Source organism: Anaerostipes faecis (genome assembly GCF_910574135.1).
Lineage (GTDB): Bacteria > Bacillota > Clostridia > Lachnospirales > Lachnospiraceae > Anaerostipes > Anaerostipes hominis.
This window is the reverse complement of the sequence record NZ_CAJSYK010000005.1, coordinates 1-15,151: the sequence shown is the minus strand read 5'-3', so window position 1 is coordinate 15,151 and position 15,151 is coordinate 1. Positions and strand designations below refer to the sequence as shown.

General features: G+C 41.6%; 14 protein-coding genes and 2 pseudogenes. 4 read left to right on the top strand and 12 right to left on the bottom strand.

The window, feature by feature from the left end; genetic code table 11:
• Positions 1-5 precede the first annotated feature (5 nt).
• From QGT46_RS04960 to QGT46_RS04950, 3 genes are read right to left on the bottom strand one after another with little or no spacing between them, the layout of a single operon-like run.
• Positions 6-926, bottom strand: a complete 921-nt coding sequence (locus QGT46_RS04960; protein ID WP_148459435.1) for a sugar phosphate isomerase/epimerase family protein — start codon at positions 924-926, stop codon at positions 6-8.
• 12 nt (positions 927-938) lie between these two features.
• Positions 939-2,102, bottom strand: a complete 1,164-nt coding sequence (locus QGT46_RS04955; protein ID WP_148459436.1) for a Gfo/Idh/MocA family protein — start codon at positions 2,100-2,102, stop codon at positions 939-941.
• Positions 2,103-2,122: 20 nt separating this feature from the next.
• Entirely contained in the window at positions 2,123-3,049 is a 927-nt protein-coding gene (locus QGT46_RS04950; protein ID WP_148459437.1) for a sugar phosphate isomerase/epimerase family protein, read from the bottom strand.
• A 296-nt stretch (positions 3,050-3,345) separates the two neighbouring features.
• Between QGT46_RS04950 and QGT46_RS04945 the strand changes: the two genes are divergently transcribed.
• Positions 3,346-4,221 (top strand): MerR family transcriptional regulator, encoded by an 876-nt coding sequence (locus tag QGT46_RS04945; protein ID WP_148459438.1) that lies wholly within the window; start codon positions 3,346-3,348, stop codon positions 4,219-4,221.
• A 114-nt stretch (positions 4,222-4,335) separates the two neighbouring features.
• Positions 4,336-5,345: pseudogene (locus QGT46_RS17220) on the top strand (IS256 family transposase); the annotation flags it as partial.
• 84 nt (positions 5,346-5,429) lie between these two features.
• Here the strand turns inward: QGT46_RS17220 and QGT46_RS04935 are convergent.
• The 3 genes from QGT46_RS04935 to QGT46_RS04925 are packed head-to-tail and all read right to left on the bottom strand — an operon-like array spanning position 5,430 to position 8,657.
• Positions 5,430-6,479, bottom strand: a complete 1,050-nt coding sequence (locus tag QGT46_RS04935; RefSeq protein WP_081723908.1) for a tyrosine-type recombinase/integrase — start codon at positions 6,477-6,479, stop codon at positions 5,430-5,432.
• Entirely contained in the window at positions 6,467-7,423 is a 957-nt protein-coding gene (locus QGT46_RS04930) for a tyrosine-type recombinase/integrase (protein ID WP_148459439.1), read from the bottom strand. The genes QGT46_RS04935 and QGT46_RS04930 overlap by 13 nt, the downstream gene beginning before the upstream one ends.
• Positions 7,413-8,657 (bottom strand): tyrosine-type recombinase/integrase, encoded by a 1,245-nt coding sequence (locus QGT46_RS04925; RefSeq protein ID WP_148459440.1) that lies wholly within the window; start codon positions 8,655-8,657, stop codon positions 7,413-7,415. The genes QGT46_RS04930 and QGT46_RS04925 overlap by 11 nt, the downstream gene beginning before the upstream one ends.
• Positions 8,658-8,809: 152 nt before the next feature.
• On the opposite strand from QGT46_RS04925, the pseudogene QGT46_RS04920 reads away from it, so the two are divergent.
• A pseudogene (locus tag QGT46_RS04920) lies at positions 8,810-9,028 on the top strand (transposase); the annotation flags it as partial.
• Positions 9,029-9,201: 173 nt separating this feature from the next.
• On the opposite strand, the gene QGT46_RS04915 reads toward QGT46_RS04920, so the two are convergent.
• The 6 genes from QGT46_RS04915 to QGT46_RS04890 all read right to left on the bottom strand — a co-directional run bounded on the left by QGT46_RS04915 (position 9,202) and on the right by QGT46_RS04890 (position 13,154).
• Positions 9,202-9,564 (bottom strand): hypothetical protein, encoded by a 363-nt coding sequence (locus QGT46_RS04915; RefSeq protein ID WP_148459441.1) that lies wholly within the window; start codon positions 9,562-9,564, stop codon positions 9,202-9,204.
• On the bottom strand, positions 9,564-10,151 hold the full coding sequence (locus QGT46_RS04910) for a hypothetical protein (protein WP_148459442.1): 588 nt from the start codon (positions 10,149-10,151) through the stop codon (positions 9,564-9,566). Before QGT46_RS04910 ends, QGT46_RS04915 begins: the two co-directional genes overlap by 1 nt.
• A gap of 10 nt (positions 10,152-10,161) precedes the next feature.
• Positions 10,162-10,701, bottom strand: coding sequence for a matrixin family metalloprotease (locus tag QGT46_RS04905; protein WP_148459443.1), 540 nt, complete (start codon positions 10,699-10,701; stop codon positions 10,162-10,164).
• A gap of 388 nt (positions 10,702-11,089) precedes the next feature.
• Positions 11,090-11,968, bottom strand: a complete 879-nt coding sequence (locus tag QGT46_RS04900; protein WP_148459444.1) for an AraC family transcriptional regulator — start codon at positions 11,966-11,968, stop codon at positions 11,090-11,092.
• A gap of 4 nt (positions 11,969-11,972) precedes the next feature.
• Entirely contained in the window at positions 11,973-12,518 is a 546-nt protein-coding gene (locus tag QGT46_RS04895) for a 5-formyltetrahydrofolate cyclo-ligase (RefSeq protein ID WP_034550594.1), read from the bottom strand.
• A gap of 102 nt (positions 12,519-12,620) precedes the next feature.
• On the bottom strand, positions 12,621-13,154 hold the full coding sequence (locus QGT46_RS04890; protein ID WP_137330121.1) for a TetR/AcrR family transcriptional regulator: 534 nt from the start codon (positions 13,152-13,154) through the stop codon (positions 12,621-12,623).
• A 172-nt stretch (positions 13,155-13,326) separates the two neighbouring features.
• Between QGT46_RS04890 and QGT46_RS04885 the strand changes: the two genes are divergently transcribed.
• Positions 13,327-15,066, top strand: coding sequence for an ABC transporter ATP-binding protein (locus QGT46_RS04885; protein ID WP_148459445.1), 1,740 nt, complete (start codon positions 13,327-13,329; stop codon positions 15,064-15,066).
• The last annotated feature ends 85 nt before the right edge of the window (positions 15,067-15,151 follow it).

Sequence of the window (15,151 nt, the reverse complement as noted above, 5' to 3'; positions counted from 1 at the left end):
TCACTCTACCCTTTCAGCAGTTCCCGTTCAATGCGTTCTCTTGCCTCCGGCGCCTGCTTCTCCATCTTTTCCGGGAATCCGAACATGGATACACATGCGATGTTGTCTCCTCCGGCTTTCGGTGCAGCTTCCCTTAACTGGCTGTTTGCGAAGTCCATGTCTCTTAACGTCTCAAAGATCCCGTCAAAGTCCACGTCTCCCTCTCCCATGGCTAAATGCTGGTGGATTGTCACATCCGCTTTTCCTCTTCCGTTTAACCACGGCGGGTTGGCGATATAGCGGCAGTCCATGGTCTGGTTGAACGTATCCGCAAACAGTACGTGGGTCAGTTCTTCCCCTGCGTACTGTAACATGGAGCGCACATCCCCTTTGCCCTCGTCATAAAAGAATCCGTGTGGGGAAGAATACACATAACCAAGGTTCGGGGAGCGGAAGGATTTCACCAGATCACAAGTCTCATTGTTTAATTCGCAGAAGTCATACGGATGGGACTGGATCTCCACCCGGAGCCCTTCCCTCTCAATGATCGGCAGAAGTTCTTCCATAGAACGGAACCACATGCCGTTGCAGATCTCCTGCTGGTTGGGATCCCCAGACAGCTCCGTGTTGATTACCGGCACGCCCATATCCACGGCGATCTCGATCATCCGTTTCCAGTTGGCTACTGCCATCTGTCTCTGCTCCTCTGTAGGTCCGGACCAGCGGTACACTACGATAAAGGAGGAGATCTCCACTCCGGTTTCCCGGAGTGCTTTCCTGTATTCTGCCTCACATTCCCTGGAGAACAGCGGGTGTTTATAGAATGGATTGATCCTTGGATGCGGAGATTGTTCGATGTATTTATAACCCCAGTCTGCCACCTGATGCACCATCCGGTTGATATCCATCTGCTTTGCCAGCACATCCACGTCAAATGCTATTTTCATCTCATCAGCTCCTTACTTATAATCTACCCACTGTGCGCCCTGATCTGCGGATTGTACACAGTTTTCTACCCAGCGCACGCCCTCTGCCCCTGCGTGTACATTGGGATACCAGAACTCCACGTTCTCTCCTCTGTCACATGCGTCCATGGCCTGCGCAAAGCGGCTGTATAAGTTACTCCATGCCTCAAACAAACCTTCCGGATGCCCTGCCCCAATACGGTCTTCCTCCAGGGCAGAAGGTGCCAGATATCCCATACCTCTTTCCAGAACACGTACAGGTTCATTCTGCACTTCATAGGTCAGCTGGTTCGGATGCTCATCCCACCACTCAATAGATGCCTTTTCACCGATGACACGAATCTTCTGCCCATGCATGGAACCGCAGTTTACACAGCATGACCAAACGTATCCCACGGCACCATTATCATATTCCATGATGGTCATGGCGTTGTCCTCCAGAGGTTTTCTGGACTCGACGAAGGACTGTCTGCTGCACATCAGCCGTTTGATCTTCATATCCGGAAGCATGACTTCAGATAAGTACAGCGGATGGGTTCCCACATCACCCAGCACATAGGACGGTCCTGCAACCTTTGGATCCACCCGCCATTTTGTGGAGGCTGTATTTTTTTCGACTGCCACGTTGTGGAATCCATGGGAGAACTGCATATTGACAATACGAATCTTTCCCAGCTTTCCTTCGGCGATCAGCTGTCGTGCCTCCTCGATGACCTGATGTCCCGCATAACCGTAAGTAACACCTACGATTTTATTTTGTTTTGCGGCCAGTGCCTCTAATTCCTCCGCCTCTTCGGTTGTAAAACAGAGAGGTTTTTCACATACAACATGAAGCCCGGCAAGCAAGGCTGCCTTTGTGATCTCAAAGTGTGTTCCGTTGGGAGTTGCAATGGAGACCGCCTGGATCCCGTCCTGGCGCTTAGCTTCCTTTGCAAACATAGTCTTATAATCTGGGTAACATCTGTCCTCATCCACATGAAGCTGCTTACCAAACTCTCTGCCCCTCTCCGGGTCAATGTCAAAGGCACCTGCAACCAGGTCAAAATTAAAATCTCTCATTGCGGCAGACCGGTGGATATAGCCAATCTGGCTTCCCTTTCCTCCCCCTACCATAGCCCAGCGGATCGGTTTTTCAATTTTCTTTTCTCCGTAATACATAGTTTTGCTCCTTTTCTGAATTAGATTTCATATCCTAAACTTTTTAAATATGTAACACTGGCCTTCACGTCCCGGAGGCTTGTGTCTGAATTTCTTGGATCACGTTCCTGTTCTATGGTGATATATCCGCTGTACTGGATATCCTCCAAGGTCTGCTTGATCTCAGGGTAGTCCAGTGCGCCTTTTCCTATGGGACACATGGCTCCTTTTCCACAGCCCTCAAAAAAGCGGATATGTTCTCCCAGAACTTCCCGGTATACCTTTTCATCCACATCTTTAAAGTGGACATAATCCAGGCGGTCCGCATACTTTTTCAGCCATTCTGCCGGATCCATGCCGGAGTAATAAAGATGCCCTGTATCCAGGCAGAGACCTGCCAGCTCATAAGGAATGTCCCTTACCACCGCTTCGATCTCATCTGCAAATTCAATATAACCTCCGGCGTGAGGATGAATGACCGGCCGCACACCGTATTCTTTTGCTTTTTCACAGATTCCCCTGATGTGGCCCATCATCGCTGCCCATTTTTCTTCTGAAAGCCTCGGCGCTTTGTCTGGATGTCCAGCCGCATAATCTCTCTCATCATGACCCCAATCCATGATGGTCATATAAGGCGCAGCAAAATGCTGGCCCTCATGTACCGGAAGCGGCGGAAGCTTTGTGACCAGAGAACAGATCTCTTCTGTCTGTCTCAATACGTTTTCATAGTTTTCTTCACTCAGCAGATCGTCGAAGATCGTCCCTGCCACAATGGCTAATCCATTCTTTTTTAACTCCTCAGAGACTGTCTCCACATCAATCGGGAGATATCCGTAAGGTCCAAGCTCAATGGCCCGGTAGCCCGCCTGGCCTGCCTCCTTAAGCACCCTCTGCCACGGCGGCAGATAAGGGTTCTTTACATCATCCACGCCCCAGCAGCAAGGAGCTCCGCAGATATTCATACTCATGTTAAAACCTCCTGTTTTGTTTGTTCATCATCGCTTTCTGTAATTATTATTTTAGAGAAAACAAAGGTCCTCCGCCTTTACTATTTTGTTCGCTGTGAGATTAAAAACAGGGGCATTTCAAAGAAATATATTAGAAATGAGAACAAGGACTCCACTATCTTGTATAAGACACAAACAAAGTACCCATAAATTACTCATATAATGATTTTTAAAAAGACATGAAAAACCATTGACTCTCACGTAACGTGATAATGTAAGATAGAATCAAAGATACACAACAGATTGGAGATGATGTCTTGAGAACCATAAAAGAAGTTGCAGTACTTTCAGGCGTCAGCGTGCGGACCTTACAGTATTATGATGAAATCGGTTTATTAAAACCCGCAAAGGTCACCGGCGCCGGTTATAGACTATACAACGATGAATCCATAAACACTCTACAGCAGATATTACTTTTTAAGGAGTTGGAATTTCCTCTGAAGGATATTAAAAGAATCATGGAAAATCCCAATTTTAATAAAAAAGAAGCTCTGAGCAGGCAAAAAACACTGCTAAAAGCAAAACGAGACAGGCTGAACAGACTGTTAGACCTGATTGGCAGACTGGAACAAGGAGAAACCTATATGAGTTTTAAAGAATTTGATTTAAGTGAATATATCCAGGCATTGGAGCAGTTTAAAAAAGAGAATACAGAGGAGATTATGAAATACTGGGGAAGTACCGAATCCTTCGATGAATTTATAAAAAGAGCCAGGGATCATGAGTCCAGCATCGCTCAAACGGCGGTGGAGTATTACGGCAGTGTTGAAAAATACACGGATGCCATGAAAGAGAGCCTAAGCCATTTCTCTGAGAATATGGAGAAGATGCGGAAGATCAAAGAAAAAGGGTATGTAGAAAAGAATAAAGACTTGATGGAGCAGCTGACAAGTGACGTTTCAAGGGATGTCAAATCTGAAGAAGTACAGAATATCATTGGCCAGATGTTAAACCTGCTGGATGAAGAAGACCAGCCTACAATGGATCTGGGCGAGAACTACTATGATAAGCTGATTGACGGATATCTCCACAATCCAAAGCTGATCGAGGCTATGGATCAGCAGTACTGTAAAGGAGCTTCAAAGTTTATAGGGGAAGCATTACAATATTATCTCAAGAAAAAAACCATGTAACTCTAGGGACTATCCTAAAGTTTGTGTAAACTTTCAAACTGATGTAAGATAAAATTACTCAGTTTGGAGGTTTTATTTATGGCAAGAAAAAATGACAGTCCACAAAAAGCAGCAATGCGAGAAATGATGAGAGATTATCTCAAAAACAATGATGTCAGCATCAAAAGTGGTACGGATGTGAACTCGATTATGCGTGACATGATGTCCGTGCTTTTGGAGGGCGCATTGGATGAGGAACTGGAGGAAGAACTCGGTTATTCCAAGTATGATGATCGGAATAAAGATACCGACAATAGTCGAAACGGACATTCCAGTAAAACCATGCATACCAGCTATGGGGATATGGATGTCGCAATTCCCCGTGACCGCAATGGAGATTACGAACCACAGCTTATCAAAAAGTGTCAGCACACAGTAACTCAGGACATATAAGAAAAGATTCTTTCCATGTATGCCAAAGGCATGACTACCAGGGATATCGAATCTCACTTGAAAGAACTTCATGACATGGATATTTCTGACAGTACAATCAGCAGGATTACGGACAAAATACTTCCTGTCGTGAAAGAATGGCAGGAACGACCTTTAGAGAAAGTCTACGCAGTTGTATTTATGGATGCCATCCACTATCACGTACGAAGTGAGGGACGCATTGTAAAACGTGCTGTCTACATAGCCTTGGCATTGATATGAACGGAAAAAAAGATGTGCTGGAAATGTACGTGGGTGAAAATGAAAGCGCTAAATTTTGGCTTTCTATCATGAATGGGCTCAAGAATCGAGGTGTAGATAACATTCTGATTGCCTTCGTGGACGGACTGTCCGGATTTCCGCAGGCGATAGATGCTGTTTATCCCAAAACGGAAGTACAGCAGTGTATTATCCATCAGATTCGGAACTCCACAAAGTTTGTTACTTACAAAGACATCAAAGTTTTAATGGCGGACTTAAAGCGAGTCTATGCTGCACCGACCGAGGAAATCGCCTTAAATGAACTGGAGTTGTTCAAGGACAAATGGGATGGTAAATATCCTAAAATTTATAAATCATGGCATGATAACTGGGCAACGTTATCCACCTATTTTAAGTATCCAGAAGCCGTCGGACGGCTTATTTATACAACTTATACCGACAAAAAAACTATACCGACATTTCCAGGAATCCCACTGCATACAGATACTTTTGAAAAAATGTCGGCATAGTTTTTCTTATAGCCTATACAGTATTTTTGCTGTCTCTGCTTTTTTCCAACTCTTTTCAGTATTCTTTCTGTCTGGGTTAGCTTTTCCAATTGCTTCCGCAAGCGTATTCAACGTTACGAAAGCATAAAACCCAGATGTTGTAGAAATATTTTCATGCCCCAGCATCTGTTGAATATAGGATAGTGGGCAACCTTCCTGATACAGGTTCATGGCACGTGTTTTTCTTAGCATATGAAAATGCACATTTGCTGGCATATGGATCCCATTTACACGGCATTTTTCGGTATATTTTTTTAACACTTTCTGTATGCAGTCATCAGAAAGGCTATGGATCCGCCCGTGCGTGACAGCATAAAAGAGAGGCGCTGAGGGATCTGAGATATCTCCATGGAACTCATAGAGGTATTTACGCAGATGTTCTACTGTTTTTCCCATTAAGGGTACGCTACGGTATTTTTCTCCCTTTCCAAGTATCCGAACATAAGGGATTTCCGCATCAAGGTGAATATTTTCTACGTTCAGATCTATTAATTCTCCCACCCGCATTGCCGCGTCATATCCTAGAATGAGCAGCATTCGGTTCCTGCGTTCGGAACGTTTTTCCTTTCCAGGCGCCTCAAGGATTCCACTTAGCTGGTCATCTTCGAAATATTCAATCTCTCTGCCGGGAACATTCAGGCTGCGTATGGTCTTACTTGCCGCAAAGAGATAAGTGATATCCATACACTCTTCTGCCGCAAAAGATAACAAGGATCTTACTGCCGTCATCCGCAGATTGCAGGTTTTAGGACTCCACTTTTTTTCCTGTCCCATCCATACAAGAAAATCTTTCAGGTTCTCTTTTTTCAGATCACAAAAACATATTTTTTCACGTTGGATTCCTTTCACATCTTCCAGATAATCAATACAGATATTTAGCGAAATGCGGTAAGCTGTAACTGTATTTGTACTCTTTTTTCTTATTTTGGGCAACTCATGATTCAGAAAACATGCGGCTGTCTCCCAGAAGAAAACACTATCATGGTCTTTTGCTCTATTTCGTTTCAAATATCCCACACCTCCGGTATCAGTTTTTCCGAATGACCGGATTTTGCAATGACCGAACCATAAATATCTGGTATCAGGTGAAAGTAGTAAAGTGTATTTTTTATGTCAGAGTGCTCCATATAGCGCATAAGATAAGGAAGCATGGCATTTACATCCTTTCCCTCCCGAAGCCAGCGGTTCATATTCGCATAAACAAAATGATGCCGAAAATCATACGCGCGGATGCTGATACCGGAATTCTTTTTTTCTGGAAAAGCAGAGTACCAGAAACGCAGAAAGTTCTTTTCTAACATGGACGCGCCATATGGGGCATCATACCGGTTTGGAAAAAACGTCTTACGGTTCGGAAACAACTGCCCTATCCGAAGATCATAAGTATTGAGATAATCCCTGAGTTCTCCGGAAATATAAACTCTACGGCTCTTTGAGCCTTTCGATTGAAGGACATCAAGATATCCTTCACCCAAATGTACGTTTTCCCGAGCAAGAATGCGGGCCTCTTTACACCGGAGGCCACAGCAGTATAGTAACCGGAACATTGCGGGAAGTACTATGTGGCGGCCTTTATAATGCGGATTATCCATAACCTTGTCACATTCACTAAAAAATGCCGTGATCTCTTCTTCTGTAAAAAAGTATGGCTGGACTGGTGTTGGAAGATGGATTCTTCCAGATGGGATAAGATATGCCTCTGAATATCCGCGTGCTATGAGATACCTGCTGAATTCACGTAAAAACGCGGCAGCATTGTAAAGACTTCCCGGGGCATTTTCATACTTTCCAAGGAATATTTCAGCACTTTCCTTAGTCGGTACTATCACTGCTGTTTCCATTTCTAAAACAGATAAAGCATATTTCTTCAGATAATAAACCCCACTTTGGTATGCATATCCATTCTGCTTTTTATAAGAAATAAACTGATCAATTAAAGTCTGGAGGGAATCATTCTGCATTAGGATCTCCTCCTTTCCGAATAGCAGGAAGCGGAAGTGTGCAGGCAGCAAGGCTGGATGCGTCTGTTGAAAGATACACAGAGACAATGTTTGGATCCTTGTGTCCGAGTACGGCGGAAATATCAGACATGGGAACACCGGCTCGGAGCATGCAGGACGCTGCGTTATGCCGTGTCATTCTGCTTCCGCTCACTCGTCCTTTCTTTTGTATTCCGGCCATGTTCTCCATTTTTTGTAAGATTGGCCATACAGCTCCGGCTTCCAGCTTTTTGAATGGTGCAAAACTTCTCAGGAATACATGTGTATCTTCAATTTTGGGACGTTCCTCCATTATGTAATCCACAATCGCATTTCCATACGAAGCTTTCAGCGGTACAGTAAGCATCCTTTTTGTTTTGTCCTGCTCAATGTAAATGGCATCCTTCTCCCAGTCAATGTTCTTCAATTCCAGTGAACAGACATCCGTTCCGCGCAGCCCTGTTTCCAACAAAAGCCGGCAGATAGCGGTATCTCTCCTGGTCATAATTCCAGACGAAAGCAGTTTCTCTATAGCGTCAAGTTCCTCACTGCTGTAAACTTCTATAATCTTTGTCTCCCGTGGAAGATGCACTGGTATCTCCATAGAAAATCTTTCTGTAGATTCATTCGCAGATAGGAATTCACGAAACCCGGAGAGTACGCTTCCAATTGTTGTTGGCCGAAATCTTCCATCATTATAAAGCGACAGGATAAATCTGGTCACATCATTTGCTTTTACATCAGACAGAGATGTATATCCGTTTTCCTGACAAAAAATCAGGAAATATGTGACAATACGTTTATATCCATACATGGTATTCGGACGGAGTTCTCTATCTTCCATCTGTCTGATAAATCGTTCCAGATCCATACGGAAAACATTTATAGTGATTGCGCCGGATAGGCTTTCTGGTTTTTGTCTTCCCCAATCAATAGAGCCGTCTTGCTCAAGTGACTTTAGTAGTCTGATACAACGTAGCCGGTGTGTCCGCTCCTTTTTCCCCCACTTTTCACTGCATCCCACTGGACTATCTAAAAAGGATTCAATGAGTTTTTCGGAGAGATACTCTTCTCCAATGTCTTCTGATATAGACTTGAGGCTCGAAAAACTGGAACGATAATGGGAAGATATCTTCTCGCCATACTTTCTTTTCTTCATTTGCCCCATTACTTCCACAACCAGATCATCTAGTTTTCTTTTGTTATCCTTCATCATCAGGAACCTCCTTTTCTTCCCATGATGAAGTATATCTTTACGGCTGTCAAAACTATGCCGACATTTTTTCAAAAGTATCTGTATGCAGTGGGATTCCTGGAAATGTCGGTATAGTTTTTTTGTCGGTATAAGTCGTACTAACACGATGTCGTGTTAGTACAACAAATGCGATCGAAGGATTTAACCGCCAGTTTCGTAAAGTGATAAAATCCAAAACGGTATTTCCGATAGATGACAGTCTCTTGAAAATGCTGTACCTGGCAATGATGGACATCACCAAAAAATGGACAGGACACCGTCAGGATTGGGGACAGATACATTCCCAATTGGAAATCTATTTTGAGGAACGCCTGGCAGGCAGAAATTTATAAAATCAACCTGAATCAAGCAGGTTTTATTGACATGCAATGAAATCCCTGTATAATGCAGGTAAGGGCAGAATCAAACGAAATCGGCTCTGCCCTTAAGTAACTATTCACATATCTTATATCAGATTTTTTAGTTTACACAAAACTTGAAACGGTCTCTAACTCTAATTTTAGAATTATTTGATCGGTATCTGTCCTACTACCTTTTTAGAATTAGAATCTATCAGAAGTATTCTGAAATCATGTCCTTGTGTATCACCAATCTGAACGGTCAGATCTCCTTCCAAAGGTTTCGTGTCCTTTATAGCAGACTCTGCCTGTTCTTGATCTTCTTTTGTTGCTTTTTTTACTGAAACTTTTTTAAAATCTATTTTTATAAAGTTCATCGGCGATTGTTTCCACAAGTATAATTTACAATTTTTAATGATTTGATTATTAATCTGAGAGGTTTCATTTATAAAATAGTTTTTGCAAAAAACGATTATAAAAATGGATAAAACGACTGCCAGCAAAATTATAAAACTTTTCTTTTTTCTCATTATTTCACCCCAAACTTATATTTTATAACTGCACTATTTTGAATTTCTTTTATTTCCTTCTTCATACTATTATCATTAGTATAAATTTCATTATCTCTATTACTTATTGCTATTTTCCCATAATTTACACCTGTCGGTACATAATAGTTCTTCTCAGTCTTTTGAAGCATTAATAGATATCTTTTTCCTGGTTTCATCTTTTTATACCCATTTATATGGTATATGCTTCTAGTATTTTCATCATATGCTTCATTCTCCAGTATTGTAATTATGTCATAACTTTTATTTTTGCTCGTCTTATTAACTTTCTCAACTTTAAATGTTGAAAGCGTATATGTTGCCAGTAATTCACCATTTTCATCTCTTTGAACGACATTTTCTTCTTCATCCGTTTTTATGCCTTCAACAATTAAATCTGAAGCCTGTTCGACCTGTTGTAAGTTAGCATACTCATCAGTTTTTGCACTAACTTCTACTCTTGTTATATTTTTAGAAGTTTTCTCTCTTGTATAGATATTACCTAAAATAATTACCAAAGAACTTAGTATAAATGTAACACTTATTTTTAAGACTGTTTTTTTCTTCATTATCTACACCTCACTTATAAATCTTTTTAACGCCACTTTTATCGTCTGATAACGCATATGCTTTTTTATTGAATCCGGTTGCTCTCATAACTGAAACAGTATTTTTACTTTTTTGACAATGATCTAATCCAACTGAATGTCCAACTTCATGAACAATTACTTCGTTTTTGTAAGCAGACGATGCATTAAAAAATGATTTATATAATACAATTCTTGATTTAGTAGCTCCTTCTCTATAATTTACAGCATAGGTCCCATTTGATACTGCACTATTTTTAGCAAATATAATACGATTAGTTTTAGAATCATTTGAAAACTTATATTGCTTAAATCCTACAAATTTAAAAGGGCTCCCTGAATATGTCCATTTTTTTGTATAAGTAACAATTTTACTCTTATAGTCTTTCATAAGAGCCTCGGCGATATAAACAGTTACATTTTTGGGTGTAGTAAACTTTCTATTTGATATTATTACATATGCATTTACAGTTGTACTAATTAAAAAAAATAAAACGACAATTAACACTCCATTAATAAAATATTTTTTCATTATAAACGCCTCCTTTTAATTATGATTTTAATTGTTGTTTTAATTATAACAACAATCATACTGTTCTACAATAAAATTACTATTTTTTAGTAATTATGTACAATATAGAAAATACTTATATTTTTTCTATTTTTTTGAATGTACAATTTAAAACTGATTATGGATTTAGTTTAATTTTTATGTAAATTATGAAAAATGCTATTTTGTGCAATATAACTAATAACCACATTAGGACAATTCGCTATGTAATTTTTAGAATTTCATATAAATACAGATTGAATAAATATTTTTCTTAACTACCAAAACATTTAATGTAAAAATCAACAACCAATATACTTATTTAAGTTTTTAAAGTACATTGATTTACATAAATTATTATTTTTTCTATTCATGACTGGTCCCTCCTGCCCCTCAGCTTTTCCAGATACATGTTCCGGTACCGGATCGGCGTCATACCAACAGTCTTTGTAAACAGTGTGCTGAAGTAATTGGTGTTGTCGTATCCCACCATAGTGGCGATCTGGGTCGCCGTGAGATCGGTAGAGATGAGCATTGTCTGGGCAAGGCCGATCCGCCTGCGGATAATATAATTGATGGGAGTCATACCCGTGGCTTTTTTCAGGCCGTGGGAGACATAAGTGGCAGAGCAGTGCATATCCTCGGCGATCTTGTCCAGATTTAATTCCTCTGTAAAGTGTTCATTCAAATAATCCAGGATCCTTGAGATAAACTCTTCCTCCCTCGTCTCCGCAGCCATAGCCTGCGGAAATGTATCCAGCTGGCTGGCAATGACCACCATGGAGGCGCAGAAAAGCTGCGATGCCAGCTGGCCTGCCGGATTCAGCTCTTCCATCATGTAAATCTGGTCACACATCGTCTTTAAAAACGGAAACAGGGATCCTGCATGGCGGATATAGGGCCCGCCCTCCGGCACCATCTGGTTTTTCTTAAGTCCCTTTAAGCGAAGGTTTGTAATACCGATACAATAATGGCCGATGTTGGTCTTCTCGGCCGTTGCGATCTCATGAAGGTCTCCCTGGTTATAATAAGCCACACAGCCTTCTTCTATGGGATAAATACTGGTGCCCACCTGATAGGTTCCGGTCCCCTTATATACAAGCAAAAGTTCACAGATAGATTCATGGCTGTGCAGCGGACGGCTTATTTTCTCCGGGGTGCTCTCCTGTCTGGATATGTATACCATGGCTGGCAGCTGTCCGTCCTCAAAAACTTCTTGTAAATTCTGGTTAATATCAAATCGAATCAAAGTTTCACCCCTTCTCCGTGACCACAAGGTCCATTGGCACATCATAGCTGTCTGTAGGAATCTCCTCCCACAGAAGCTCTTTTCTGCATAAAACCACCTTCAAAAATTCTGTATCGCTTAGATACCGGTCATAATACCCGGCTCCATGTCCGAGACGTTTTCCACAGAAGTCTGCGCTGATACAAGGAATAATCCCCAGGTCAATCTCTCGTTTCTCCACAATGGGAGTATTTCTTTTTGGCTCCATGAGTCCGTAGATGCCGTGTTCTAACTGGTCCATACAGGTGATCTGCCTTACTTCCATGATTCCGGGAGCTGTGCACAAGGGCACTCCCACCCGTTTTCCCTGTCGGAAGCATTCTGTTAAAATCAATTCTGTGGATACTTCCTTTCCCACGGATATGTAGCAGAAAACAGTCTCCGCCCTCTTAAATTCCGGCAGCATAAGGATCTGTTTCTGAATCTCTTCTTCCGAATCCCGAAGATATCTTGTGGATAACTTCTCTGTTTTTTGTTTGATCTGTTGACGGATGTACTGTTTTTCTTTCATATCCTCCACACCTCTGTCTGACCTTTCTTTACCAAAAAGGATAGCATATGAAAACAAAGTGGACAAGCCCATCATCTTTCCATCCAGCCATACAGACCGGTACTAAAACATATTTGAGATCACCTCACCTGCGATCTCACAGATTAAATCCGCTTCCTCTCTCATCTGTATAAACGGCTCAGTGATACAGGATATCGCAACTGTAAGCTTTACTTTGTTCTTCATTGTATCCTCTAAAAGTCCGGTAGACATTAACCTTTCAGACAGGGTGTTCGTTACGATCAATGGAAGCGGCAGTTTATGTTCGTCTTCATGCAGATATGGAAAAGTTTTTTCCAGACGTCCAAAATCAAAATCCTCCAGGAACTTTTTCACAAACATCTTTGGGTTTGTAAAGAACTCCATATAATAATCCAGATTTCCAAGAGTTCCTTCTATGTGCTCCAGGATCACTTCTTCATATAAGTCATAGATATCTGAATAATGCAAATAAAACGTTCCCTTATTGATCACAGCCTCCCTGGCCAGTTCCGTCACTGTGATCTTGCGGATAGGCTTTTTTCTCAGAAGCTTCTTTAAGACCCTTTTTAAATTTGCCTTTGTTTTTACAACTCTTAAATCTTCCCGTTTTTTCATGGTTTCAGAATCCCTCCTAAAAGTTCTGTATTCCTATCTGTGAAAGGTAATGAACACATCGTACGATGCCGTAGATTAATCAACGATATTTAAGAACCGTTGATTGAATAATAGACGATTGTTGATTATTATATTAATTTGTATAGAGAAAAAAGTAAAGGAGAAATGTTATATGATTCAAACATTAGGAAAAAGTATAAGGCAATATAGAAAAGAATCTATTAAAACACCGGTTTTTGTGACCTTGGAAGTTATCATGGAATGTATCCTTCCTCTGGTTATGGCAGAACTGATTGACGAAATGACTGCAAATTCAATGAATCCGGTCATAAAATACGGGATTGCTTTATTTATCATGGCAATGATGTCGCTTGTTTTTGGTATCCTGTCCGGAAAATATGCGGCAACTGCGTCCTGCGGATTTGCAAAAAATCTGCGAAAGGATATTTATTTTAAAATACAGGATTTTAGCTTTGCTGATATCGACAGGTTCTCGTCATCCTCTCTTGTGACCAGACTTACAACAGATGTCACCAATGTACAAAACGCTTACCAGATGATTATCCGTATTGCGGTGAGGACTCCGCTGATGATGATTTTTTCAGTGATTATGAGTATGGCGATCAATGTAAAAATGTCTCTCATTTTCCTGGCTATGATCCCTGTCATCGGTCTGGCACTTTTAGGAATCGCATGGTTTTCCTTTCCGGTTTTTCAGAGGATTTTCCGAAAGTACGATGCCTTAAATAATTCGGTTCAGGAAAATGTCTCCGGCATCAGAGTTGTGAAATCCTTTGTCCGAGAAGACTATGAGAAAACAAAATTCCAAAAAGCGTCTGAGGATGTCTGCAATGACTTTACAAAGGCCGAAAAACTGCTCGCCCTGAATAACCCGATCATGATGTTTGGGATTTACCTTGCCATCTTCCTTGTAAGCTTGATCGGTGCCCAGATGATTATCAAAACACAGGGGAGTGTGTTAACTACGGGCCAGCTTTCTTCTCTTATCAACTATGGCGTTCAGATCCTGTCCTCCCTCATGATGCTGTCTATGGTGTTTGTCTTATGTTCCATGGCCGCAGAATCAGCCAACCGTATCTGTGAGGTGCTCACTCACGAAAGCAGCCTGGTAACTCCTGAAAATGGTATTACAGAAGTGAAAGACGGCAGTATCCGGTTTGACCATGTTTCGTTTAAATATAACAAACACAGCAAAAAGGACGCTCTATCTGATATTGACCTTATGATACCGTCCGGCGCTACTATCGGGATTATGGGCGGAACAGGCGCTTCCAAAACAAGTCTGATCCAGCTTATTTCAAGACTTTACGATGCCACAGAAGGGACCGTGTATGTCGGCGGAAAAGATGTACGTGAATATGATCTTGAAGCGTTGAGAAACGAAGTGGCGGTTGTACTGCAGAAGAACATTTTATTCTCCGGAACTATTAAAGAGAATCTCCGATGGGGTGATCCGAATGCAAGTGACGAAGAACTCAGGCACGTATGCAGGCTTGCCCAGGCAGATGAATTTATCAGCCAGTTTCCGGACCAGTATGACACCTACATAGAACAGGGCGGAACCAACGTTTCCGGCGGGCAGAAGCAGCGTCTCTGTATTGCCAGGGCACTGTTAAAGAAACCGAAGATCCTGATCATGGATGACTCTACTTCAGCGGTAGACACCAAGACAGACGCCCTGATCCGGCAGGCCATGAGAACGGAAATCCCTAACACCACAAAGATCATAATCGCACAGCGTGTTTCCTCCATAGAAGACGCAGACTTGATTCTTATTATGGAGGGCGGCCGGATCAAAGAATCTGGAAGCCATCAGGAGCTCATGAAACAGAAAGGTGAATACTATGATGTCTATGTTTCACAGAACAATAACTTCTCGGAATCTCAATGAATGAGATTCTAACTGAAATTTGAAAACTGAATATCGTGCAGGAATAGAGATTTGGCAAAAAAGGGCATAAACGTTGGACATAGAG